Origin of the sequence: Streptomyces sp. NPDC087422 (assembly GCF_044744145.1) — a bacterium.
GTDB lineage: Bacteria > Actinomycetota > Actinomycetes > Streptomycetales > Streptomycetaceae > Actinacidiphila.
On sequence record NZ_JBIUXT010000004.1, the window covers coordinates 789,565 to 813,384 of the forward strand.

Here is a 23,820-nt window from a genome sequence, read left to right on the forward strand (position 1 = left end):
ACCCCATGAGCACCCACCTTCCCAAGGTCGCCTGGATCGGACTCGGCATCATGGGCTCCCCCATGGCCGAGAATCTGATCAAGGCCGGATACGACGTCACCGGCTACACGCTGGAGGCCGCGAAGCTGGAGCGGCTGGCGGCCAACGGCGGCACGGCCGCCGGGTCGATCGCCGAGGCCGTACGGGACGCCGATGTGATCGTCACGATGGTCCCGGCGTCGCCGCAGGTCGAGGCCATCGCGTACGGCGAGGACGGCATCCTGGCGCACGCGCGGTCGGGGGCGCTGCTCATCGACACCTCCTCCATCACCCCGCAGACCTCGGTGGACCTGGCGAAGGCCGCCGCGGACAAGGGCATCCGCGTGCTGGACGCGCCGGTGTCCGGCGGCGAGGCGGGCGCGGTCGAGGCCGTACTGTCGATCATGGTCGGCGGTGAGCGGGCCGACTTCGACGAGGCCAAGCCGCTGCTGGACGCGCTCGGCAAGACGGTGATCCTGTGCGGCCCGCACGGCGCGGGGCAGACGGTGAAGGCCGCCAACCAGTTGATCGTCGCGGTCAACATCCAGGCGTGCGCCGAGGCCGTGGTCTTCCTGGAGAAGTCCGGCGTCGACCTGAACGCCGCCCTTGAGGTGCTCAACGGCGGTCTGGCCGGCTCCACCGTGCTGACCCGTAAGAAGGACAACTTCCTCGCGCGCGAATTCGCGCCCGGCTTCCGGATCGACCTGCACCACAAGGACATGGGCATCGTCACCGACGCCGCCCGTACCGTCGGCGCCGCGCTCCCGGTCGGCTCCGTGGTGGCCAACCTGGTGGCCTCGCTGCGCGCCCAGGGCGACGGCGGCCTCGACCACTCCGCGCTGCTGCGCGGTGTGGAGCGGCTGTCCGGCCTCCCGGTCGAGGACTGACACACCCGATGTCCTGACCCCATGAACTCCGCCCGGTGGTGCGTGACTTGTCCTGTCGCGCCCAAACGCACCACCGGGCGGTACCACCCTCTTCCTCTCTTCGGGCCCGCTCGTCACGGAAGGCCGTCATGCCCTGGCGTACGGGGAGTGCTCCCGGCCGTGGTCCAGGTGCGGCAAACTCCTGCACTATGGGATGTGCACGTTGTCATAGGCACATTCCGCCGCCGCAGACCGGGAGTTGTCCACATGGCAGAGAGGGTGCTCGTGCGCTGTCCGGCCTGCGACCGTGAGCACACGTACACCGCGCCCACCTTCCCGTGCGCGTGCGGTGCGCCGCTCGCGCTCCCGGTGCTGTCCGGGGGCGCGCCCGAGCAGATCGGGCACAAGACGTGGGACGACTCGTGGGTACGGCTGCGGTGTCCCGACTGCGGCCGGGCCGACGAGTGGCCGAAGCCGGAGTTCGACTGTGCCTGCGGCGCCCTGATCCGGCTGCCGTTGGCGGGCGAGGCCGCGCAGGAGGCCGGGGCCGTGCCCGCGGGGGCGCATCAGGCGGATTCGCCGCCCGAGCCCACCGGGCAGGTTCCGCCGCCGCCGACGGACCGGCCGCCGTTCCGGCCGGTCACGATCAGGACCGGCAGGGACGCGCTGACCGCCGCCGCGCAGTTCCTGAAGTGGCTGGGCTTCGGCGGGATACGGCTGGCCGGGGACCGTACGGCCAACGGCATCGATCTGCGCGGGGACGGACTGGTCGCCCAGGTCGACCCGACCACGCAGCCCACCGCGGCCCGTGACGTGGAGTGCCTCTGGCTGAACTGCGCCAACGAGGACGCGGTCGGGGCCTTCTTCTCGCTGGCCGGTTACGCCCACGACGCGCGGCTGCGCGCCGACCAGCTCGGCGTACCGCTGTTCGTGATGGACCTGACCGGCACCCCGCAGCCGGTGAACGACGCGGCGGACGAGTTGATCAGGACGGGCCCCGGCACCCCCGGCTGACCCGCCCCCCTTTTCCGGCACCTCCGGCTGATCCCCCTTTCCGGCACCCCCGGCTGACCCGCCCCCCTTCACGGTGCCCCGAGGCGCCCGGCAGCGCGAATTCCCGCGCGCCGGGCGCCTTTTCGCTGCCCGGGACGCCTCTTGACGCGCGCACCGGCACGGCTTACGTTCATTCCATATCGCAGAACTACTTTTCCACATAGCGGAAAGCTTGGAGGGAAGTAGTCGCCGACAGAAGCAGGAGAGGGACCTCATGCCTCGTATGACCGCCGCCCGCGCGGCCGTGGAGATCCTCAAGCTGGAGGGCGTCGACGTCGCCTTCGGGGTGCCCGGGGCCGCGATCAACCCCTTCTACGCTGCGCTCAAGGCGTCCGGCGGCATCCGCCACACGCTGGCCAGGCACGTCGAGGGCGCCTCGCACATGGCCGAGGGCTACACCCGCACCAGCCCCGGCAACATCGGGGTGTGCGTCGGCACCTCGGGCCCTGCGGGCACCGACATGATCACCGGCCTGTACTCGGCGACCGGCGACTCCGTCCCGATCCTGTGCATCACCGGCCAGGCCCCGACCTCCGTGATCCACAAGGAGGACTTCCAGGCGGTCGACATCGCCTCGATCGCCGCGCCGGTCACCAAGGCGGCGACCACCGTGCTGGAGGCCGCGCAGGTCCCCGGCGTCTTCCAGCAGGCGTTCCACCTGATGCGCTCGGGCCGTCCGGGACCCGTGCTGATCGACCTGCCGATCGACGTCCAGCTCACCGAGATCGAGTTCGACCCGGAGACGTACCAGCCGCTGCCGGTCTACAAGCCCGCCGCGTCCCGCGCCCAGATCGACAAGGCGCTCGCGATGCTGCTGGCCTCGCGGCGCCCGCTGATCGTCGCGGGCGGCGGCATCCTCAACGCCGACGCCAGCGACCTGCTGGTCGAATTCGCCGAGCTGACCGGCACCCCGGTCATCCCGACCCTGATGGGCTGGGGCGCCATCCCCGACGACCACGAGCTGAACGCGGGCATGGTCGGCCTCCAGACCTCGCACCGGTACGGCAACGCCACGTTCCTGGAGTCGGACTTCGTCCTCGGCATCGGCAACCGCTGGGCCAACCGCCACACCGGCTACAAGCTCGACGTCTACACCGCGGGCCGCACCTTCGTGCACGTCGACATCGAGCCCACCCAGATCGGCAAGATCTTCGCCCCCGACTACGGCATCGCCTCGGACGCCAAGGCCGCGCTCGCGCTCTTCGTCGAGGCTGCCCGCGAGCTGAAGGCCGAGGGCAGGCTGCCCGACCGCCGCGCCTGGATCGACTCCACGCTGGAGCGCAAGGCGACCTTGCAGCGGCGTACGCACTTCGACGACATCCCGATCAAGCCGCAGCGCGTCTACGAGGAGATGAACCGGGCCTTCGGCCCCGAGACGCGGTACGTCACCACCATCGGCCTCTCGCAGATCGCGGGCGCGCAGATGCTGCACGTCTACCGCCCCCGGCACTGGATCAACTGCGGCCAGGCGGGCCCGCTGGGCTGGACCATCCCGGCCGCCCTCGGTGTCGCCACCGCGGACCCGGACGCGCAGGTCGTCGCCCTGTCCGGCGACTACGACTTCCAGTTCATGCTGGAGGAGCTGGCGGTCGGCGCGCAGCACCGGATCCCGTATGTGCACGTGCTGGTGAACAACTCGTACCTGGGGCTGATCCGGCAGGCGCAGATCGGTCTCGACATCGATTTCCAGGTCAATCTGGAGTTCGAGAACGTCAACTCGCCCGAGCTGGGCGTCTACGGCGTCGACCACGTCAAGGTGGTCGAGGGCCTGGGCTGCAAGGCGATCCGGGTCACCGACCCGGCCGAGCTGGGCGCGGCGTTCGAGCAGGCCAAGAAGCTGGCGGCCGAGTACCGGGTGCCGGTGGTGGTCGAGGCGATCCTGGAGCGGATCACCAACATCTCGATGAGCACGACGGCCGACATCAGCAACGTCGTGGAATTCGAGGAGCTGGCCACCGAGCCGGGCCACGCGCCCACGGCGGTCGTGCCGCTGCGGGTCTGAGGTCCACGGGCCCGGCGGGTCTGAGGTCCACGGGCCGGCGGGCCCAGCAGTCACGGCCCGGCCGTCACGCGGCTTCGGGCCCGGCGGTCACGCTCCTTCGGGCTTGAAGTCCTCCCGCAGCTCCACCTTGCGGATCTTGCCGCTGACCGTCATCGGGAAGGCGTCCATGATCCGCAGGTGGCGCGGCACCTTGAAGTGCGCGAGCCGGTCGGCGCAGAAGTCCTTGATCTCGGCGAGGGTCGGCGGGTCGGCCGGGTCGCGCGGGATCACACAGGCCAGGATCTCCTCGCCGTACCGCTCGTCGGGCACCCCGACCACCTGCACGTCGGAGATCTTCGGGTGGGTGTACAGGAACTCCTCGATCTCCCGCGGGTACACGTTCTCCCCGCCGCGGATGATCATGTCCTTGATCCGGCCGACGATGGCGAGATAGCCGTCGTCCCGCATCGTCGCGAGGTCGCCGGTGTGCATCCAGCGCCCGGCGTCCACCGCCTCGGCCGTGCGCTCCGGCTCCTCCCAGTAGCCGAGCATCACCGAGTAGCCGCGGGTGCACAGTTCGCCGGGCTCGCCGCGCGGCACGGTGACGCCGCTGACCGGGTCGACGACCTTGACCTCCAGGTGCGGCAGGACCCGGCCGACGGTGGCGGTGCGGTGTTCGAGGGCGTCGTCCATCCGGGTCTGGGTGGAGACCGGCGAGGTCTCGGTCATCCCGTAGCAGATGGACACCTCGGCCATGTGCATCTCGGCCATCACCCGCTTCATCACCTCGACCGGGCACGGCGATCCGGCCATGATGCCGGTCCGCAGCGACGACAGGTCGTAGTCGGCGAAGTCGGGCAGTCCCAGCTCGGCTATGAACATCGTGGGGACGCCGTAGAGCGAGGTGCAGCGCTCCTCCTGGACGGCGCGCAGGGTCGCGGCCGGGTCGAAGGAGGGGGCCGGGATGACGATGCACGCGCTGTGCGTGGTGATGCCGAGGTTGCCCATCACCATGCCGAAGCAGTGGTAGAAGGGCACCGGCAGACAGACCCGGTCCTCCTGCGTGTAGCCGACCGTCTCGCCCACGAAATAGCCGTTGTTGAGGATGTTGTGGTGCGAGAGCGTGGCGCCCTTGGGGAAGCCCGTGGTGCCCGAGGTGTACTGGATGTTGATCGGGTCGTCGCAGCTCAACGTCGCCTCGACGGCGGCGACTTGATCCTCGGACACACCGTCGGCGGCGGCCAGCAGGGCGTCCCAGGTCGGGTCGCCGATGAAGACGACCTCGCGCAGCAGCGGACAGTTGCCGCGCACCTCGCCGACCATCCCGCGGTAGTCGCTGGTCTTGTGGCCGGTGGAGGAGATCAGCACCTCGATGCCGGACTGCCGCAGGACGTAGTCGAGTTCGTGCACGCGGTAGGCCGGGTTGATGTTGACCATGACCGCGCCGATCCGCGCGGTGGCGTACTGCACCAGCACCCACTCGGGGCAGTTGACCGCCCAGATGCCGACGCGGTCGCCCTTGATCACCCCGCGGCCGAGCAGTCCGCGCGCCAACCGGTCGACGTCCGCGCCGAATTGGGCGTACGTCCAGCGCCGCCCGCTCGCCACGTCCACCAGGGCCTCGCGTGCGGGGTGCGCGGCGATCGCCCTGTCGAGATTGCGCCCGATGGTGTCCCCGAGCAACGGCGTCTCCCCTGTCCCGTGCGCGTAGGAGGGCTCGGCGCTCCGGGCCGCCGGGCCGCCCGCCGCGCTCACTTGTAGTCCTCCTCGTGGAATTCGCCGCTCCCGTCGTGCATCGTGCGTTCGCGCAGCTCGATGCGGCGGATCTTGCCGGAGACGGTCTTGGGGAGGTCGGCGAACTCCAGCCGCCTGATGCGCTTGTACGGGGCGAGGACGGCCCGCGAGTGCGCGAAGATCGCCTTGGCGGTCTCGCCGTCCGGGGCCCAGCCCTCGGCGAGGACGACGTACGCCTTCGGTACGGCCAGCCGCAGTTCGTCGGGCGCGGGCACGACCGCCGCCTCGGCGACCGCCTCGTGTTCGAGCAGCGCGCTCTCCAGCTCGAAGGGCGAGATCTTGTAGTCGGACGCCTTGAAGACGTCGTCGGCGCGGCCGATGTACGTGATGTAGCCGTCGGCGTCGCGCGAGCCGATGTCGCCGGTGCGGTAGAAGCCGCCGCCCATCGCCTCGGCGGTCAGCTCGGGCTCGCCCGCGTACCCGGTCATCAGGCCGACCGGCCGGCCCCGGCGCAGGTCGAGGCAGATCTCGCCCTCGTCGCCGGTCTCGCCGGTCACCGGGTCGACGAGCGCGACCGTGTAGCCGGGCGTCGGCCGTCCCATGGAGCCGGCCTTGACCAGTTGGCCCGGGCTGTTGGCGACCTGCACGGCGGTCTCGGTCTGCCCGAAGCCGTCCCTGATCAGCACGCCCCACACCCGCCGTACGTGCTCGATGACCTCGGGGTTCAGCGGTTCACCGGCCGCGACCGCCTCGCGCGGCGGGGTGCCCAGCGCGCTGAGGTCGGCCTGGATCAGCATCCGCCAGACCGTGGGCGGGGCGCAGAAACTGGTCACCCGGGCGCGTGCCATCTCGGCCATCAGCCGGGCGGCGTCGAAGCGCGTGTAGTTGTGCACGAAGACGGTCGCCTCGGCGTTCCACGGCGCGAACAGACTCGACCAGGCGTGCTTGGCCCATCCGGGTGACGAGATGTTGAGGTGGACGTCACCTGGCCGCAGCCCGATCCAGTACATCGTGGCGAGGTGGCCGACCGGGTACGAGAGGTGGCTGTGCTCGACCAGCTTGGGCTTGGCGGTGGTGCCCGAGGTGAAGTAGAGCATCAGCGGGTCGCCCGAGGGGGTCGGCCCTTCGGGTACGAAGCCGGGGTCCGCCGCGTACGCGTCCTCGTAGGAGAGCCAGCCGTCGGGGGCGCCGCCGACCGCGATCCGCGTGTAGTCGCCGGGGACTTCGGCGAATTTCCCGGTGTCCGCGGCGCGTACGACGACGTGCCGGGCGGCGCCGCGGTCGATACGGTCGCGCAGGTCGGCGGGGCCGAGCAGCGGGGTGGCGGGGATGACGACGGCCCGCAGCTTCATGGCGGCGAGCGCGGTCTCCCACTGCTCCGCCTGGTTGCCGAGCATCACCAGGACCCGCTCGCCCGCGCGGACGCCGCGCGCCCGCAGCCAGTTGGCCACCTTCGCGGACCGCTCGGCCATCTCCGCGAAGGAGATCCTGACCTCGGTGCCGTCCTCCTCGACGATCCACAGCGCGGTGCGGTCGTTGTCCTTCGCGATGGCGTCGAACCAGTCCAGCGCCCAGTTGAATTCCTCGGGCTCCGGCCACCGGAAGCCCTCGCGGGCCGCCTGGTAGTCCTCACGGTGCCGCAGCAGGAAGTCACGGGCGGCCCGGAAAGCACCGGTCGCGTCCGTTGCCGCCATCTGTCCTCCTCATCGATGGACCCCTCGGTAGCATCGTGCGGTAGTGACCTGGGTCTCACTACCCCCGGACGGGGGTGAGAGCCGGTGTCCGATTCCGTCCGGCCGGGAGTCACGGGCTCCTGGCCGGGGTGGACGGTCGGGGGCGAGGAGGTGGATCGGGTGGACGGTCAGCGGGGCGAGGCGGTCGAGGTACGGGCCGCGTTGCTGCGAATGCGCAGGTCGGGGCTGTTGCCGGTGGCCTTCGGCGGACTGGTGACCGGCGCCGCGGGCCAGGCGGGCGGCTACGGCGCCCGGCAGTTCCGTATCTCCGAGATGTCCGGTACCGACACCGAGTCGCTGCGGGGCCTCGCCATCACCACCGGCAACGGTCTGGGCGGCAAGACCCTCGCCACGGTCCGGCCCTGCTCGGTCACCGACTACGGCTCGTCCCGCGTGATCAGCCACGAGTACGACCCGCCCGTCGCCGCCGAGGGGCTGCGCTCGGTGCTCGCGGTGCCCGTCGTCGTCCGCCGCCGGGTGCGCGGGGTGCTGTACGGCGCGCTGCGGCAGCCGTACGCCCTGGGCGACCGTCCGCTGTCCGTCGCCCTCGACGCGGTCCGCGAACTGGAGCAGGCGCTGGCCGTACGGGACGAGGCCCAGCGGCTGCTCTCCTTCTGCCAGCAGCCGTTGACCGCCGACCCGCGGGCCTGGGAGCAGGTGCGCGAGGCGCATCTCGAACTGCGCGCGCTGGCCACCCGCATTCCCGATGTGCGGCTGCGGCAGGAACTGCTGTCCGCCTGCGCCCGGTTGGCCTCGGCCGCGGTCCCCTCCGGCGCGGCGTCGCGGGTCCCGCGCCCGGCGCCGCTGACCCCGCGCGAGCTGGACGTGCTGGCCTCGGTGGCGTCGGGCGCCACCAACGCGGCGGCTGCCGCGCGGCTTCGGCTGCGGCCCGAGACGGTGAAGAGCTATCTGCGGTCCGCGATGCGGAAGCTGGGTGCCCACACGCGACTTGAGGCCGTGGTCGCGGCGCGCCGCGAGGGCCTGCTGCCCTGACCTCGGGCGGATGAACGGCGGCGTTATTGGGGGGCCTCAGCCGGGGGCCCGCGGTTACGCTCGTCGGACCTGCGGCGCGCCGACGGCGCGGACTGCGGGAGTCGAGGCGTGGAGGGGGACGGGATGTCGGTCGACCGGTTGGCCGGGTTCGCGGCGATGTCGTTGGTGCTGGTGCTGATTCCGGGTCCGAGCGTGCTGTTCGTGCTCGGCCGGGCGCTGGCCCACGGGCGGCGGACCGCGCTGGGCAGTGTGCTGGGGAACGCCACGGGCGCGTATGTGCTGGTGACGGCGGTGTCGGTGGGGCTCGGGGAGATCGTCGCGCGGTCGGTGACGGTGTTCGTGGCGCTGAAGCTGGCGGGCGCCGCGTATCTGGTCTATCTGGGGGTGAAGGCGTTCCGGCAGCGGGGCGCGCTGTCGGCGGCGATGAGCGCGGACGAACCGGCCGGGGCCGCCCGGGGGGATCTCCGTACGCTCTGGGAGGGGTTCGTGGTCGGCGTGACGAATCCGAAGACGATGGTGTTCTTCGCGGCCGTGCTGCCGCAGTTCGTCGACCGGGGCGCGGGGCACGTACACGAGCAGATGCTGCTGCTCGGGCTGGTGTTCACGGTGATCGCGCTGATCTGCGACAGCGTCTGGGCGCTGACCGCGTCGGCGGCCCGTACCTGGTTCGCCCGCTCGCCGCGGCGGCTGGCGGCCGTCGGCGGCACCGGGGGTCTGGCGATGATCGGCCTGGGTGTGACGGTCGCGGTCACGGGGCGCGCCGACCAGTAGGCCGGACCCCGCGGCGCGCCGGATGTGACATGTACGCGCGCGGTGGACCACCGCCCTCACCCCTCCCGCCCGGCCGTCGTGCCTGGTGGGACGGGTGGATCGGGTGATGTGATCAGAGGCACAGGGCACGCGGCAACGAAACGTTTGCGTTTCGATAGGTCGGGTCGTACCGTCGTTGGAGTACGAAACCGTTTCGTTCATGCAGCGGTTCCGGTCGGTTCCTGCCCGTCCCGTTCCTCCTCAGGAGTCCCGCCTCATGTCATCCCAGTCCACCGCCGACGCGCACGTCGGCGACTCCGCCGCGGCCTCAGGGCCCCTCGGCGCGGGCCCCACGGGCCCGGTGCAGAAGACAGAGAAGGCGAACCACCGCTGGTGGGTGCTGAGCGTCATCGCGCTCGCCCAGCTCATGGTCGTCCTCGACGCCACCATCGTGAACATCGCCCTGCCGTCCGCCCAGAACGCCCTCGGCTTCAGCGACGGAAACCGGCAGTGGATCGTCACCGCGTACTCCCTCGCCTTCGGCTCCCTGCTGCTGCTCGGCGGACGCCTGGCCGACCTCATCGGCCGCAAGATCGTCTTCCTGATCGGCGTCGTCGGCTTCGCGGGCGCCTCCGCCCTCGCCGGCGCCGCGCAGAACTTCGAGGTGCTGGTCACCGGCCGCGCCCTCCAGGGCCTGTTCGGCGCCCTGCTCGCGCCGGCCGCGCTGTCGCTGCTCAACACGACCTTCACCGACGCCAAGGAACGCGCCAAGGCGTTCGGCATCTACGGCGCCATCGCGGGCGCGGGCGGCGGTGTGGGCCTGCTGCTCGGCGGCGTGCTCACCGAGCACCTGAGCTGGCGCTGGACGCTGTACGTGAACCTGATCTTCGCCGTCCTCGCCTTCGTCGGCGGTATGGCCTTCCTGCGCAAGGGCGCTCCCGCCGACCGCCCCAAGCTCGACGTCCCCGGCACGGTCATGGTCGTCGCGGGTCTGTTCGGCCTGGTCTACGGCTTCTCGAACGCCGAGACCCACCACTGGGGCTCCCCGATGACCTGGGGCTTCCTGGTCGCGGGCGGCGTGCTGGTCGGCGCCTTCGCCTGGTGGCAGACCAGGGCCGCGCACCCGCTGCTGCCGCTGCGCGTCCTGCTGGACCGTGACCGCGGCGCGTCCTTCATCATGCTGGCGATCTCCGGCGCCGGGATGTTCGGCGTCTTCCTCTTCCTGACCTACTTCCTCCAGGCGTCGCTGCACTACACGCCGGTCAAGACCGGTCTGGCGTTCCTGCCGATGATCGGCGCGCTGATGGTCTCCGCGCAGATCGCCACCAACAACCTGATGCCGCGGTTCGGGCCCCGCCCGATCGTCCCGCTCGGCATGGCGATGGCCGGCGCCGGTATGGCCTGGCTGACCGTCCTCGACCTCAACAGCACCTACGCGGCGCACGTCCTGCCGCAGTTGCTCGTCATCGGATTCGGTATCGGCCTGGCCCTGCCGCCCGCCATGAGCGTGGCCACCGCGGGGATCGCCGCCGACGACGCCGGTGTGGCCTCCGCGGCCGTCAACACCATGCAGCAGGTGGGCGGTTCCATCGGTACGGCGCTGCTGAACACGCTGGCCGCCAGCGCCGCGACGAGCTACCTGTCCAGCCACAAGCCGTCCCCGGCCGTGGCCGCGCAGGCCCAGCTCCACAGCTACTCCACCGCCTACTGGTGGTCGGCGGCCCTCTTCGCCGTCGGCTTCGTCCTCGCCGCCCTCATGTACCGCAGCGGCCGTCCCAGCCAGGGCGACACCACCGTCCAGGCCGTCCACATGTAAGCAAGCCTCCGGGCTCCCCAAGCCCCCCGGCCCCGCAGTGAGCGGTAGTGGGCCGGGGTCAAGGGGACCGGGCCGCCGGGTCATCGTGGGGACGGGACACCCGGCACCCCCGGCCCCCCGACCGGCCGCCCGGCCAGTGCGCCGCCCCCGTGCGCACAGGCCGGGCGGCCGGTCTCTCTTTTCCCGCACCCTGTCCGACGGGTAGGGTGCGGCGCATGATCCTCCCCCACCGTGTCTAGGCAGCGGTAAGCGCCCACAGACGACCGGCCCCGCCCTGACGGCGGGTTGACGGCGCTGCGCGGCATACGCGAAACCGCCCGCCTTCCCCCGGAAACCCGAGGATCACCCCCATGTCCGCGCCTGCCCGGGCTGCGTCCTACGCTGCCGTCTTCCGTCTTCCCCATGCCCGCCGCACCTTCGGTGCGGCCCTTTTCGGACGCCTCGGCTACGGCGTCGTCTCGCTCTCCCTCGTCCTGTCCCTGACCTCCGCCACCGGGTCGCTGTCGCGCGGCGGGCTGCTGGCCACGCTCTTCGCGACCGTGTCCGTCCTGCTCGGCCCCGCGCGGGCCGCGCTCGTGGACCGCTGGGGCGCCAGGCGCGGCCTGACCACGCTGGCGCTGCCGTTCGCCACGACCCTGTTCGTCCTGGCCGCGGCCGTTCGGGAGCCCGGCACGCCGCTGTGGGCGTTCGCCGGGCTCAGCGGCGCGGCGGGGGCGCTGTGTCCGCCGCTCGGGCCGACGATGCGCGCGCTGTGGGACGCGCTGACGCCCGACGAGGCGCTGCTGCAAAGGGCGTTCAGCGTCGACACGGTCGCGGAGGAGCTGATCTTCCTCAGCGGGCCGCTGCTCGTGGTGGCCGTGCACCCGGTGAACGGCCTGGTGCTCTCCGGCGCCCTGATCGGCTGCGGCACGCTCGCGATGGTCACCTCCCCCGCCGCCCGGCTGCTGCCGCCGCGCCACACGTCGACCGCTTCGGCGGCCGGGCGGCTGCGGCTGTTCGGCGAGAAGGGCGGCGGCGTCCGCAGGGCCGCGTACGCCGCCGCCGGGATCGGCTGCTGCCTCGGCTGCGTGGAGCTGTTCGTGATCGCCTTCGCCGACCGGCACCACCACCCCTCGGCGGTCGGCTGGATCCTCGCCGCGCAGTCGGCGGGCAGCGCGCTCGGCGGCCTGCTGTACGGCCGGATCTCCTGGCGGCTGCCCGCCGCCGCCCGGCTCCCCGGCCTGCTCCTCGTCCTGGCCGCGCTCGTCTCGGTCACGGCCGCCGCCCCCGTACTCACGGTGTTCGGCCTGTGCGTCGCCGCCGCGGGCACCTTGACCGCGCCGATCCTCTCGACCGCCTATCTCGCGGCGGCGGGCGCGGCGCCCGACGGCGCCACCACCCGCGCGACGACCTGGGTCAACTCGGCCGTCAACGCCGGGTCGTCGGCCGGTGGCGCCGTGGCCGCACTGCTGGTCGCCGGCGTGCCGCCGGCGCTCTGCTTCCTCCTGGCGGCGGTCCCGCCGCTGCTGGCCGCCGTCGCGATCGGCTGGGCGCGGCGGACGAGGGGCGGGGCCGAGGGTCCCGTGCTCGCGGAGGAGGGCGGAGGCGTCTGAGCGCCCGGCCACGGGGCGGCGGGCGGGCCCTCAGAGTTTGGGGGCCGCCCGGTTGAGGCGCGTGGCCAGGCCCTCGTAGTGCACGACCAGACCGTCGGCGTCCACGTCGATCTCGCTGCGGTACGTGCCGGAGGCGTAGCCGAGCCGGGCCCCTGACATCAGCGGGGTCAGGTGGGTGTAGCCCTGGATGGAGGGGCGGACGGCGAGGGTCGGGACGGGGACGAAGGCCATCAGGAAGTCCTGATGGCCTTCGTTGCGGTGGAGTTGGTGCCGCAGCACCGGCATCGTGTTGGTGAGCGGTGACATGCCGAGGTCGCAGTCGAGCGCGCCGTCGAGCGCGAGGACGACCTGCCCGTTGGCCGTCCAGCGGCTGCGCTCGTCCCGGCGCAGTTCGAGGTCGTAGGTGCCGTCGACGGTGTGCGAGGTGACGTGCAGCCGCCGGGTCACGTACCCGGCATCGGTGTCCAACTCATAGCTCAGCCAGTACGGTTCGGGCTTCAGTCCGACCGCGCGGCCGTGCGCGCGCAGCCGTCCGGCGGCCAGTTCGACCCACGCGGTCTCGTATCCGCCGGTCTCCTCGACCTGCCAGGTGAGTACGGTGTTCGGCGCTGTCATGGCGCAAACGTAACGTTCGCCCCGGATCGGACGCCATAAGCGTGGCGAGGGCACATGGACGACGGCGGTCCGCGGCCGTGTCCGGCGGACGCGTCACTCGATCGGCGGGTGCCGGGCGCGGGGCGGGCGGGCGGCCGAAGCGGCGCGCGGGCCCGGTCGGCGCGGTGTCCACGCCTCGACCTCGCCGAATGCGCGTCCGGCGGCCGGGTTACGGTGGCTGCATGCACGTGAGCCAGCACGACGGACCCGGTGACCGGACTCCCGAAGGACAGCCCCACGAGCAGACGGCCCCCGCGACGGCCCGCGAGACGCCCCCCGGGCCGGTCTCGCCGACCGCGGAATCCGTGCCCGTACCGGAAGGGCCGCTGTATGTGCCGGTGCGACAGGGGCCCGCGGGCTATGTCGTACGGCTGTGGCGTACGCCCGTCGGCAGCAGGACGGCGGTCGCCTTCACCAGTGACCAGCGGCTGCGCTCGGTGCTGGGGCCGACCCAGCCGTGGATCAAGCTCTCGGAGAGCGCGCTGCGCGCGATGGCCGAGCCGCTGGGCGCCCGGCATCTGACCGTCGACCCGCTGCTGACCGCCCGGCCCCCGGCTTCCTGGACCGATCCGGCGGCGGGCCGCCCCTGCCCGCGCCGCGGCACCGACGGCGCCGCGGCGGGCACCGCTGAAGGGGACGAGGGCGGCGACGGCATACGCCAGCAACCGGCGGGCCTGGCACCGTAGTTCGCCGTTCGAGACCCCGGCACGCCAGGGTGCGCCGCGGCGCACCCTCAGCACGTACGCCCCCGGCCTCAGCCCGCGGGCTGCACCTCCCCCACCATCTGCGCCGTCACGTCCCCGCGCCCCGCGAGGTCGCCCGGCGGGATGCCCGGGTGGTGCCGGTCGGCGGACTGCGCGGTCGCGGGCGCGGCGTCGCCGAGGGCCAGCCGGGAGACGATCCGGTAGCGGTCGCCGCGGTAGACGGAGTGGACGTACTCCACCGGGCGGCCGGTGGCGTCCTTGGTGAGCCGTTCGAAGAGCAGCGCCGGTGACAGGACGGGCACGCCGATCAGCCGGGCCTCCTCGTCGTTGGTCACGGTGGGCTCGATGGACTGGACGGCCTCGTGCACGTGGACGCCGTGCCGGGCGCGCAGGAAGTCGTAGAAGTCGCCGGACTCCATGTCCGCCGCGTGCAGGCCGGGCACGAGGTCGGCCGGGACGTGCAGGTATTCGATGGCCATCGGCTCGTCGTCGACCAGCCGGAGCCGGGCGATGTAGGTGATCTCGGCGGCCGGGGAGATGCGCAGCTTGCGGCCGACGCGGGCGCCCGCCTGCACGGTGGTGAACTCCAGGACGCGGCTGGCCCAGGTGCCGGACGCCTGCGGGAGGCGGTGCGCCTGGCCGTCGAGCGCCAGCTCCTGGGTGATCTTGGCGCGGGCGACGAACATGCCGCGGCCGTGTTCGCGGACCAGCAGTCCCGTGGTGACCAGTTCGTCCACGGCGGAGCGGAGCGTGGGGCGGGAGACGCCGAGCTGCTCGCACAGGGTGCGCTCCGACGGGATCGGGTCGCCGGGCGCGCGCGACTCGACCAGTTCCATCAGGTAGTCGCGGACCCGTTCGCGTTTCAGCGCCGAGCGCGGCGGCTCGCTGGCCATGGGGGGCACCTTCCTGCCGCCGACGGGTCACCGGTGTGCCGCCGTCGTGCGGGTGAGTTCGTATGACGTGCTGCTGAGTTCGGGGGACGTGCCGGTGGGTTCATGTGACGTGCTGGTGAGCTGAGGTTATCCAGATGCTGACCAGTATGCCAGCGCTCCTTGCCACCTGGCTTTCTGGGGCCTCATTCGTATACGGCCTGCGTGTGGCGGGTGCGCGGCGGACGGCGGGTCGGCGGGCGACGGGTGCGCGAACCCTTGACGTGCTCAGTGGTCTATGCCATTTTCACTGACCAGCACTAGACCAGTTGGCAAGTGGTAAGTCCTGTTCGCTCCCTGCCCGAGGTGACATCCCCGTGAGATCCAGACTCGTTCCCGGCGCCGCGGCGCTCGTCCTCGCCGTCGCCGCGCTCTCCGCGTGCGGCTCCTCCTCCGGATCCGGCGGCTCCGGTGACTCCGGCGGCACCGGCGGTTCCGCCAAGACGCCGGCCCCCGCCAAGCTCACCGTGTGGATCATGCGCGGCAGCATGTCCGACGGTTTCCTCAGCCGCTTCAGGTCCGACTTCGAGGCCGGGCACAAGGGCACCACCCTGGACATCCAGATCCAGGAGTGGGACGGCATAGGCCAGAAGATCACCAGCGCGCTGGCCAGCAACGACGCACCCGACGTGATGGAGGTCGGCAACACGCAGGTCGCGCAGTACGCGGCGAGCGGCGGCGTCAAGGACCTCACCGACAAGGTGACCGACCTCCAGGGCGCCGACTGGATTCCCGGCCTCGCCGACCCCGGCAAGATCGACGGCAAGCAGTTCGGCATCCCCTGGTACGCGGCCAACCGCGTCGTGATCTACAACAAGGACCTCTTCTCGAAGGCGGGCATCGCCGCGCCGCCCAAGACCCGCGACGAGTGGATCCAGGACACCACCAAGCTCAACACCGGGGGCAACGACGGCATTTACCTGCCGGGACAGACCTGGTACGCGCTGGCCGGATTCATCTGGGACGAGGGCGGCGACCTGGCGGTCCAGGACGGCGACAACTGGAAGGGCGCGCTGGACACCCCGCAGGCCAAGGCGGGCATGGAGTTCTACAAGCGGCTCCAGGCGCTCGGGAAGGGCCCGAAGGACTCCGACGAGGCCAAGCCGCTCCAGGCCGACGTCTTCGCCAAGGGCAAGAGCGCGCAGATCATCTCGGTGCCCGGCGGCGCCGACGCCATCGTCAAGGCCAATCCCGCGATGAAGGACAAGATCGGCTTCTTCCCGATCCCCGGCAAGACCGCCGACAAGCCGGGCGCGGTCTTCACCGGCGGCTCCGACCTGGTGATCCCCGAGGCGTCCCGGCACCAGGCGCTCGCCTACGAGGTGGTCAAGGCGCTCGCGGGCACCAAGTGGCAGACGGACATGGCCAAGGAGATGAGCTACGTGCCCAACCGCACCTCGCTCGCGGGGGTGTTGGCGGGCAACGAGGGCGCCTCGGTGATGGCGGTCGGCGCGGCCAACGGCCATGCCACGCCCAACTCGCCCAACTGGGCGGCGGTCGAGGCCAACAACCCGATCAAGCAGTACATGACGCAGGTGCTGACCGGCAGCGACCCGGACGCGGCGGGCAAGACGGCCTCGGCGGCCGTCACCAAGGCCCTCAACACCGCCTCCTGACCGGCCACGCCCCGCCCGCTCCCTATCTGATCCGCGTCCGCCCGACAGCGTCCGATCAGCGCCCCGAGGAGAACCGCCGTGCTCACCGCTCCCAACGCCGCCTCACGGCCGGCCGTCGCGGAACCGCCACCGCCGCCCCGCGAACGTCGGCGCCGCCGCCGCCCGCTCGCCGCGGTCTGGCCGTATCTGCTGGTCGCCCCCACCGTGGTGGGCACGGCCTTCCTGCTGGTCTACCCGCTGGTCAGAAACACCGTCATGTCGTTCCAGCACTTCGGCCTCGGCGAGCTGATCCGCGGCGGCGCCACCTGGGTCGGCTTCGCCAACTACCGTACGGTGCTGGACGATCCGGAGTTCTGGACGGTGGTCCGCCGCACCCTGTGGTGGACCGGGCTGAACGTCGTGCTGATCATGGTGCTCGGCACGCTGGTCTCGCTGATGCTCGTCAAGCTCGGCAAGCGGATGCGGCTCGCGGTGATGAGCGGTCTGGTCCTGGCCTGGGCCACTCCGGTGATCGCGGCCACCACGATCTTCCAGTGGCTGTTCCAGTCCCGTTTCGGAGTGGTCAACTGGCTACTGGTAAAGCTGGGCTTCGAGTCGTACCGCGACTACACCTGGTTCGCACACGGCGGCTCGACCTTCGCGATCCTGGTGACGCTGGTGGTCTGGCAGTCCGTGCCGTTCGCCGCGCTGACCCTCTACGGCGGCCTGACCACGATCCCGGCGGAGCTGTACGAGTCGGCCAGGATCGACGGCGCGGGCGCCTGGCAGACCTTCCGGCTGGTCACCTTCCCCATGCTGCGCCCGCTGTTCGCGCTGATCACCTCCCTTGAGGTGATCTGGTGCTTCAAGTGCTTCGCCCAGATCTGGGTGATCAGCGAGGGCGGTCCCAACGGGGCGACCACCACGCTGCCGGTCTACGCCTTCCAGATCGCGCAGTCCCTGCACAAGTACGACCTCGGGTCCGCGGTCTCCACGCTGACCGTCCTGATCCTGCTCGGCGTGCTGGTCTTCAACCTGCGCCGGATGTTCCGTGAGGAGGGCGCGCAGTGAGCACGTTCACCGCAACTGGTAAGGCCCCGCGCGCGGGCGGACCGGGCGGACCGGGCGGCGCGGGCGGCGCGGGCGGCGCGGGCCGTCGGAACCGGCCGGGCCGCGGGTCCCTGCGGCGGCTGCCGCTCAATCTGGCCGCGCTGTTCACGCTGGCGGTCGCCGCCTTCCCCGTCTACTGGATGGTGATCACGGCCTTCAAGCCGACCACCGCCATCCAGGCCGACACCCCGTCCTTCCTGCCGCTGCACCCCACCTTCGCGCACTTCCGCACGGCCATGCACGCCGACGGCTTCGGCACCTTCTGGCGCAACAGCCTGACCGTGACGCTCGGCGCGGTGCTGATGTCGCTGGTGGTGGCGCTGCTGGCGGCCTTCGCGGTCGGCCGGATGCGCTGGCGCGGCCGGCGGGCCTTCATCCTGCTGGTCTTCACCGCGCAGATGGCGCCGTGGGAGGCGCTGCTGATCCCGATGTACGTGATCGCGCGGGACACCGACATGCTCGACAAGCTGTCGATGCTGACGCTGGTCTACTTCATGACGACGCTGCCGTTCACGATCGTGACGCTGCGCGGCTTCCTCGCGGCGATCCCGGTGGAGCTGGAGGAGGCCGCCCAAGTGGACGGCTGCACAAGGCCGCAGGCGTTCCGTCGGGTCACCTTCCCGCTGCTCGCGCCCGGCCTGCTGTCCACGTCGCTGTTCGGCTTCATCACGGCGTGGAACGAGTTCGCCTTCGCCAACACGCTGATCATCAAGAACCAGGACGCCCGCACGCTGCCGGTCTGGCTCTCCTCGTTCAGCAATGTCTTCGGTACCGACTGGGGCGCCACGATGGCCGCCTCCTCGCTGTTCATGCTGCCCGTGCTGCTGGTCTTCCTCGTCCTCCAGAACCGGGTCACCACCGGAATGACCGCCGGCGCCGTGAAGGGCTGACCCCGCGACCGCTCCCCGCGCCCCCTGCCCGCGACCGCTGTCCGCGCTACCTCCCCACGCCCGCTCCCCGCGCCCGCTCCCAGGTCACCTCGCTCGACGCCGTCGACCGCCGACCCCCGCCGCCCCCACTGGAGCCGCTGTGATCATTCCGCACCCCTCCCATCTCGCCCGTATCCCCGGCCACTTCACCTTCGACGCGACCACGTCCGTCCGGGCGAGCGACGGCGCCCAGGGCGCGGCGGACCTGCTGCGTACGCTGCTCGCGCCCGCCACCGGGCTGCCGCTGCGGCCCTCGCCCACCGGCCGGGTGGTGCTCGCGCTCGACCCCGAACTCGGCGGTCTCGGCGCGGAGGGCTACGGCCTGACCGTCGGGCCCGACGCGGTGCTGCTGCGGGCGGCCAGGCCGGCGGGGCTGCTGCACGGTGTGCAGACGATCCGTCAACTGCTGCCCGCGCAGGCCCTGTCGGAGCGCCCGGAGAGCGGGGTGGCCTGGCGCATGCCGTGCGTGCAGGTCACCGACGTGCCGAGGTTCGGCTGGCGGGGCATGATGCTGGACGTCGCCCGGCACTTCCAGCCGGTGTCGTTCCTGCGGCGCTTCGTGGACCTGCTGGCGTTCCACAAGCTGAACGTGCTGCATCTGCACCTGACCGACGACCAGGGCTGGCGGATGCCGGTCGCCGCCTACCCCCGGCTCACCGAGGTCGGCGGGGCCAGGTCCCGCTCGATGATCGGGCGTTCGGGCAGCGGCCGGTTCGACGACCTGCCGCACGCGGGGGCGTACACCGCCGCAGAGCTGCGGTCGCTGGTCGCCTACGCGGCCGAGCGCGGCGTCACGGTGGTGCCGGAGATCGAGATGCCGGGGCACACCCGCGCGGCGCTGGCGGCCTATCCGCACCTGGGGAACGTGCCGGGGCGCGAGCTGGACGTGTGGACCGAGTGGGGTGTGTGCCGCAACATCCTCGGCGTCCACGACGAGGTGCTGGACTTCTGCCGCACCGTGCTCGGCGAGGTGCTCGACGTGTTCCCCTCCTCGTACGTGCACATCGGCGGCGACGAGTGCCCGGTCACCGAGTGGGAGGAGAGCCCGGCGGCGCGGCGGCGCGCGGCGGAGCTGGGCCTGGCCGCGCCCAAGGACCTGCGCGGCTGGTTCCTCGGGCGGATCGGCGACTTCCTGATCGAGGCGGGGCGGCGCCCGCTGTGCTGGGCGGAGGACTCGGGCACGCTGCCGCCGGAGTTCACCGTGATGCCGTGGCGGGACACCGACCACGGGCTGGCCGCCGCCCGGCGCGGCCACGACGTGATCATGGCGCCGCACCGCTCCACGTATCTGGACTACCCGCAGACCGAACAGCCCGGTGAACCGCTCGGCCAGGCGGGCGGAATCGTCGACCTGCGGGCCGTGCACGGCGGCGAGACCGTACCCGCCGACTGGGAACCGGCCGCGGCGGCACGGGTGCTGGGCACGCAGGCGCAGCTCTGGAGCGAATTCGTACCGACCGCCGAACACGCCGAGTACCTGGTCTTCCCCCGGCTGTGCGCGCTCGCCGACCGGGCGTGGAATCCGGCGGGCGACTGGTCGACGGACTTCCTGCCCGCCCTGCTCCGGCACGAGGACCGGCTGGCGGCGCTGGGTATCGCCCACCGGACGATCCCGCACCCCGCGGTCCCGCCGCACACCCCCCGAGCCACCTCCCGCACCACCTCTCCCCGGACCATCTCCCAGTAGTCCCGCACCATCACCCCCCTCTGGAAAGGGATCACCGTGTCAGGAAAGTTCCGCATGTCGACCCGCGTCCGTACGGCGATGGCCGTCTGTACGGCGGCCGGTCTCGCCTGCGCCGCGCTCACCGCGATGCCCGCCTCGGCGGCGCAGGACTCGCTGAGCGCGCAGTACCGCACCAGCGCCTCCGGCGCCACCGCCGACCAGTCGGAGCCGTGGCTGGAGGTCACCAACACCGGCAGCACCACGGTGCCGTTGAACACCGTCACCGTGCGGTACTACTTCAAGTCCGACGGCCCGAACGTCAGTTACCGCTTCGCGTGCTCGTGGGCGGTCAAGGGCTGCGGCAACATCACCGGCGCCTTCGGGACGCTGGCCAATCCGACGGCCACCGCGGACCGCTACCTGGAGATCGGCTTCACCTCGGGCGCGGGTTCGCTGACGCCGGGTCAGAACACCGGTGACATGCAACTGCGGTTCTACCGCGCCGACTGGCAGACCCTCACGCAGTCCGACGACTACTCCTTCAACGGCTCGCAGACGGCGTACGCGAACTGGAACAAGGTCACGGTGCAGAAGAGCGGCGCCGTGGTCTGGGGCACCGCGCCCGCGGGCAACGACCCGACCAACCCGCCCACCACTCCCCCGACCACCCCGCCGACCGGCAACCCGACCGGTCCCGCGATGTTCGACGACTTCACCTACACCTCCAGCTCCGACCCGGCCGTGCAGCAGCACGGCTGGACGGTCAAGTCCGGTCAGGGCGGCCCCGGTGTGGCCGGGGCCACCTGGTCGCCGCAGGACGTGACCTTCGTCGCCGACGGCGCGAGCAACAAGGTGATGAATCTGCGGCTCACCACCGACGGCACGGCGGCGGGCACCAAGGAGACCGAACTCCAGACCACCGCAAGGAAGTTCAAGAACGGCACCTACGCGGCCCGGGTCAAGTTCAACGACACACCGACCGGCGGCCCCGACGGCGACCACGTCAACCAGACCTTCTTCACCTTCACGCCGCTCAACGCGCCGATGGACCCGAACTACAGCGAGCAGGACTTCGAGTACCTGCCCAACGGCGGCTGGGGCGAGACCCAGAACATCATGTACGAGACGTCCTGGGAGACCTACAACCCGGACCCGTGGAACGCGGTCAACACCCACGGCCAGCAGTACGGCAGCCTCGACGGCTGGCACAACCTCCAGATCACCATCGACAACACGAACATCACCTACTACATCGACGGCAACCAGGTCGCGCAGCACGGCGAGCCGTACCTGCCCGAGACGCCGCAGTGGATCGACTTCAACCACTGGCTGATCGACCTCGCGGGCCAGACGAGCAACACCCCGCGCTCGTACAACCAGCAGGTCGACTACGTGTACTTCCTCAAGGACCAGGTGCTGACGCCCGCCCAGGTGCAGACCCAGGTCGCGGCCTACCGCACGGCGGGCACCACCTTCACGGACACCGTGCCGTCCTCCTGATCCGGTGGCGCGGCCGGGCCCCCGGACCGGGGGCCCGGCCCGCCGTCCGGTCGCCGGCCCCCCGGACCTCCCCGCGCGGGAAGTCCGGGGGGCCGGCGGGTTTCTGTTATCCCCCTGGTCGTGGCAGCGTCTCCTGTCCGAGGGCAGATACGTGTCACCCGGCCGGAGTCCGGGCCAGGACGGAGTGTGAGCAGCATGCGCGCAGGCGACCGGGTCGGTCCCGACCCCGCGTTGGTGAGTGCCGCGCGGGCGGGCGACCAGGCGGCACTCGACCGGCTGGTCGCGGAGTGCCTGCCGCTGGTCTACAACATCGTCGGGCGCGCCCTGGACGGGCACGACGACGTGGACGACGTGGTGCAGGAGACGCTGCTGCGGGTGGTCCGCGGCCTGTCCGACCTGCGCGACCCGGCGGCGTTCCGCTCCTGGCTGGTGGCCATCGCGGTCCGCCAGGTGCGCGACCGCGAGCAGGCGCGCAAGGCGGCGTGGCACCAGCAGACCGCTCTGGACGCGGCGGAGCTGATACCGGACCCGGCCTCGGACTTCGCCGCCGTGACGATCCTGCGGCTCGGGCTGACCGACCAGCGCCGGGAGATCGCGGAGGCCACCCGCTGGCTGGACCGCGACGACCGTACGCTGCTCGCGCTGTGGTGGCTGGAGGAGACCGGCGACCTCGGCCGCTCGGAGCTGGCCGACGCCCTGGGCCTGACCCGGCAGCACGCCGCGGTGAAGGTCCAGCGGATGAAGGAACAGCTCGAAACCTCGCGCACGGTGGTGCGGGCGCTCGGCGACGCGGGCGGCTGCGCGGGTCTCACGCATGTGACCGGCGGCTGGGACGGTGTGCCGAGCCCGCTGTGGCGCAAGCGCTTCGCGCGGCACATCCGCGGCTGCCCGGACTGCGGGCAGCGCGGCCGGACGCTGCTGCCGATGGACCGGCTGCTCAGCGGGCTGCCGCTGCTGCCGGTGCCGCTCGGGATGCCGTTCAGCGCCCCCTTCGGCGGGCACGCCCCGGCGGCGCCCCCGCACACCGGCCCCGCGGGCCCGCCGCCCGCGCACTCCCCGATACCCCCCTCCCAGGCCGCTCCCCAAGCGGCGGCCCCGCGCACCGCTCCGCGACACCGCCCCCCACGGCGGAGCGGTGCGCCCCGGGGAATCCGCGGCAGGCTGCTGCACGGTCCGCTGAGCGTCCCGGCCGCCGCGATGGGCGCGGTCGCGGCGGTGGCGGCCGGAGCGCTGCTGGCCGTGCACCTGTCGGCCGACCGGTCCCCCGGCACCCCGGCCGCCGACAGCACGCCGATCCGTCCTTCGGTGACGATCTCGGCGCCCGCCACGACCGCCTCCCCCTCCCCCACGCCGTCCGCGACGAGGACCGGCGCCAAGCCGACGACGAAGCCGCCGCGCAAGCCCACGCCGACGACCCATGCGCCGCCGCCCGCGGCGCCGCCGCCGGTCGCGCCGGTCTCCTCGGTCCGCAAGGGCGTCGGGGTGTGGTCCTTCCCCGGTGTGAACACCGCGCTCGACCGGTCGGGCGCGGGCTGGTACTACACGTGGTCCACGACGCACGGCGGCATCAGCGGACCCGGCTTCGTACCGATGATCTGGGGCGGTGACAGCGCGAGTCCGACGGCACTGGCGCAGGCGAAGGCGGCGGGTCCGTACCTGCTGGGCTTCAACGAGCCGGACATGGGCGGCCAGGCGAACATGACGGTCGATCAGGCGCTGTCGCTGTGGCCAAAGTTGATGGCGAACGGCAAGGTGCTCGGCAGTCCCGCGGTCGCCTACGGCGGCGACACGGCCGGCGGCTGGCTCGACCGGTTCATGTCGGGGGCTCAACAGCGCGGCTACCGCGTCGACTTCATCGCCCTGCACTGGTACGGCGGGGACTTCACGACGCCGAACGCGGTCTCCCAGCTCAAGTCGTATCTGACGGCGGTCCACAACCGGTACAACAAGCCGATCTGGCTCACCGAATTCGCGCTGATCGACTTCGCCAACGGCGTCCGCTTCCCGACCGACAGCCAGCAGGCCGCCTTCGTGACGGCCGCGACGAAGATGCTCGACGGACTGCCGTGGCTCCAGCGGTACGCCTGGTTCGGGCTGCCCGCCGACGACAACAAGCCGAGCAGCGGGCTGTTCCACAGCGGTCCGGTGGAGACGGCGGCGGGGCGGGCGTTCGAGGCGGCGCGCTGAGCGGTCGTCA

General features: G+C 71.9%; 18 protein-coding genes. 14 read left to right on the top strand and 4 right to left on the bottom strand.

What is annotated here, in order from left to right; translation table 11 throughout:
- Positions 1–5: 5 nt before the first annotated feature.
- The 3 genes from ACIO6U_RS16810 to gcl all read left to right on the top strand — a co-directional run bounded on the left by ACIO6U_RS16810 (position 6) and on the right by gcl (position 3,939).
- Entirely contained in the window at positions 6–905 is a 900-nt protein-coding gene (locus ACIO6U_RS16810; RefSeq protein ID WP_355338928.1) for a 2-hydroxy-3-oxopropionate reductase, read from the top strand.
- Positions 906–1,151: 246 nt separating this feature from the next.
- Positions 1,152–1,898, top strand: coding sequence for a hypothetical protein (locus ACIO6U_RS16815; RefSeq protein WP_391049440.1), 747 nt, complete (start codon positions 1,152–1,154; stop codon positions 1,896–1,898).
- Between the two features lie 253 nt (positions 1,899–2,151).
- Positions 2,152–3,939, top strand: a complete 1,788-nt coding sequence (gcl, locus tag ACIO6U_RS16820) for a glyoxylate carboligase (RefSeq protein ID WP_401311691.1) — start codon at positions 2,152–2,154, stop codon at positions 3,937–3,939.
- Between the two features lie 87 nt (positions 3,940–4,026).
- On the opposite strand, the gene ACIO6U_RS16825 is transcribed toward gcl, so the two are convergent.
- Positions 4,027–5,673: an AMP-binding protein gene (locus ACIO6U_RS16825; RefSeq protein ID WP_401719642.1), complete on the bottom strand. Its 1,647-nt coding sequence runs from the start codon at positions 5,671–5,673 to the stop codon at positions 4,027–4,029.
- Positions 5,670–7,346 (bottom strand): AMP-binding protein, encoded by a 1,677-nt coding sequence (locus ACIO6U_RS16830; protein ID WP_401719644.1) that lies wholly within the window; start codon positions 7,344–7,346, stop codon positions 5,670–5,672. Before ACIO6U_RS16830 ends, ACIO6U_RS16825 begins: the two co-directional genes overlap by 4 nt.
- Before the next feature lie 210 nt (positions 7,347–7,556).
- Between ACIO6U_RS16830 and ACIO6U_RS16835 the strand changes: the two genes are divergently transcribed.
- The 4 genes from ACIO6U_RS16835 to ACIO6U_RS16850 all read left to right on the top strand — a co-directional run bounded on the left by ACIO6U_RS16835 (position 7,557) and on the right by ACIO6U_RS16850 (position 12,536).
- On the top strand, positions 7,557–8,378 hold the full coding sequence (locus ACIO6U_RS16835) for a LuxR C-terminal-related transcriptional regulator (RefSeq protein WP_355339491.1): 822 nt from the start codon (positions 7,557–7,559) through the stop codon (positions 8,376–8,378).
- A 123-nt stretch (positions 8,379–8,501) separates the two neighbouring features.
- Positions 8,502–9,149, top strand: coding sequence for a LysE family transporter (locus ACIO6U_RS16840; RefSeq protein ID WP_391049584.1), 648 nt, complete (start codon positions 8,502–8,504; stop codon positions 9,147–9,149).
- Between the two features lie 256 nt (positions 9,150–9,405).
- A complete protein-coding gene (locus ACIO6U_RS16845; RefSeq protein ID WP_401719647.1) occupies positions 9,406–10,944 on the top strand; it encodes a DHA2 family efflux MFS transporter permease subunit in 1,539 nt (512 codons plus the stop codon).
- Between the two features lie 350 nt (positions 10,945–11,294).
- Positions 11,295–12,536, top strand: coding sequence for an MFS transporter (locus ACIO6U_RS16850; protein WP_401719650.1), 1,242 nt, complete (start codon positions 11,295–11,297; stop codon positions 12,534–12,536).
- 30 nt (positions 12,537–12,566) lie between these two features.
- Here the strand turns inward: ACIO6U_RS16850 and ACIO6U_RS16855 are convergent, their stop codons facing one another.
- Positions 12,567–13,151 carry a putative glycolipid-binding domain-containing protein gene (locus ACIO6U_RS16855; protein WP_391049429.1) on the bottom strand — a complete coding sequence of 195 codons (585 nt, stop codon included), beginning with the start codon at positions 13,149–13,151 and terminating at the stop codon, positions 12,567–12,569.
- Positions 13,152–13,372: 221 nt separating this feature from the next.
- Between ACIO6U_RS16855 and ACIO6U_RS16860 the strand changes: the two genes are divergently transcribed.
- Positions 13,373–13,876 (top strand): SAV_915 family protein, encoded by a 504-nt coding sequence (locus ACIO6U_RS16860; protein ID WP_401719653.1) that lies wholly within the window; start codon positions 13,373–13,375, stop codon positions 13,874–13,876.
- A 68-nt stretch (positions 13,877–13,944) separates the two neighbouring features.
- On the opposite strand, the gene ACIO6U_RS16865 is transcribed toward ACIO6U_RS16860, so the two are convergent.
- On the bottom strand, positions 13,945–14,787 hold the full coding sequence (locus ACIO6U_RS16865) for a UTRA domain-containing protein (RefSeq protein ID WP_391163588.1): 843 nt from the start codon (positions 14,785–14,787) through the stop codon (positions 13,945–13,947).
- Positions 14,788–15,140: 353 nt separating this feature from the next.
- On the opposite strand from ACIO6U_RS16865, the gene ACIO6U_RS16870 reads away from it, so the two are divergent.
- From ACIO6U_RS16870 to ACIO6U_RS16895, 6 genes are all read left to right on the top strand, one after another.
- Positions 15,141–16,439 (top strand): extracellular solute-binding protein, encoded by a 1,299-nt coding sequence (locus ACIO6U_RS16870; protein ID WP_355338898.1) that lies wholly within the window; start codon positions 15,141–15,143, stop codon positions 16,437–16,439.
- 78 nt (positions 16,440–16,517) lie between these two features.
- Positions 16,518–17,489 (top strand): ABC transporter permease subunit, encoded by a 972-nt coding sequence (locus ACIO6U_RS16875; protein ID WP_391163586.1) that lies wholly within the window; start codon positions 16,518–16,520, stop codon positions 17,487–17,489.
- A gap of 179 nt (positions 17,490–17,668) precedes the next feature.
- On the top strand, positions 17,669–18,418 hold the full coding sequence (locus tag ACIO6U_RS16880) for a carbohydrate ABC transporter permease (protein WP_355339482.1): 750 nt from the start codon (positions 17,669–17,671) through the stop codon (positions 18,416–18,418).
- Positions 18,419–18,557: 139 nt separating this feature from the next.
- Positions 18,558–20,144, top strand: coding sequence for a beta-N-acetylhexosaminidase (locus tag ACIO6U_RS16885; protein ID WP_401719658.1), 1,587 nt, complete (start codon positions 18,558–18,560; stop codon positions 20,142–20,144).
- A gap of 54 nt (positions 20,145–20,198) precedes the next feature.
- The gene (locus ACIO6U_RS16890; RefSeq protein ID WP_401719661.1) at positions 20,199–21,623 is read left to right on the top strand and encodes a cellulose binding domain-containing protein; all 1,425 of its coding nucleotides are present in this window, start codon (positions 20,199–20,201) and stop codon (positions 21,621–21,623) included.
- 195 nt (positions 21,624–21,818) lie between these two features.
- Positions 21,819–23,810 (top strand): sigma-70 family RNA polymerase sigma factor, encoded by a 1,992-nt coding sequence (locus tag ACIO6U_RS16895; RefSeq protein ID WP_401719770.1) that lies wholly within the window; start codon positions 21,819–21,821, stop codon positions 23,808–23,810.
- The last annotated feature ends 10 nt before the right edge of the window (positions 23,811–23,820 follow it).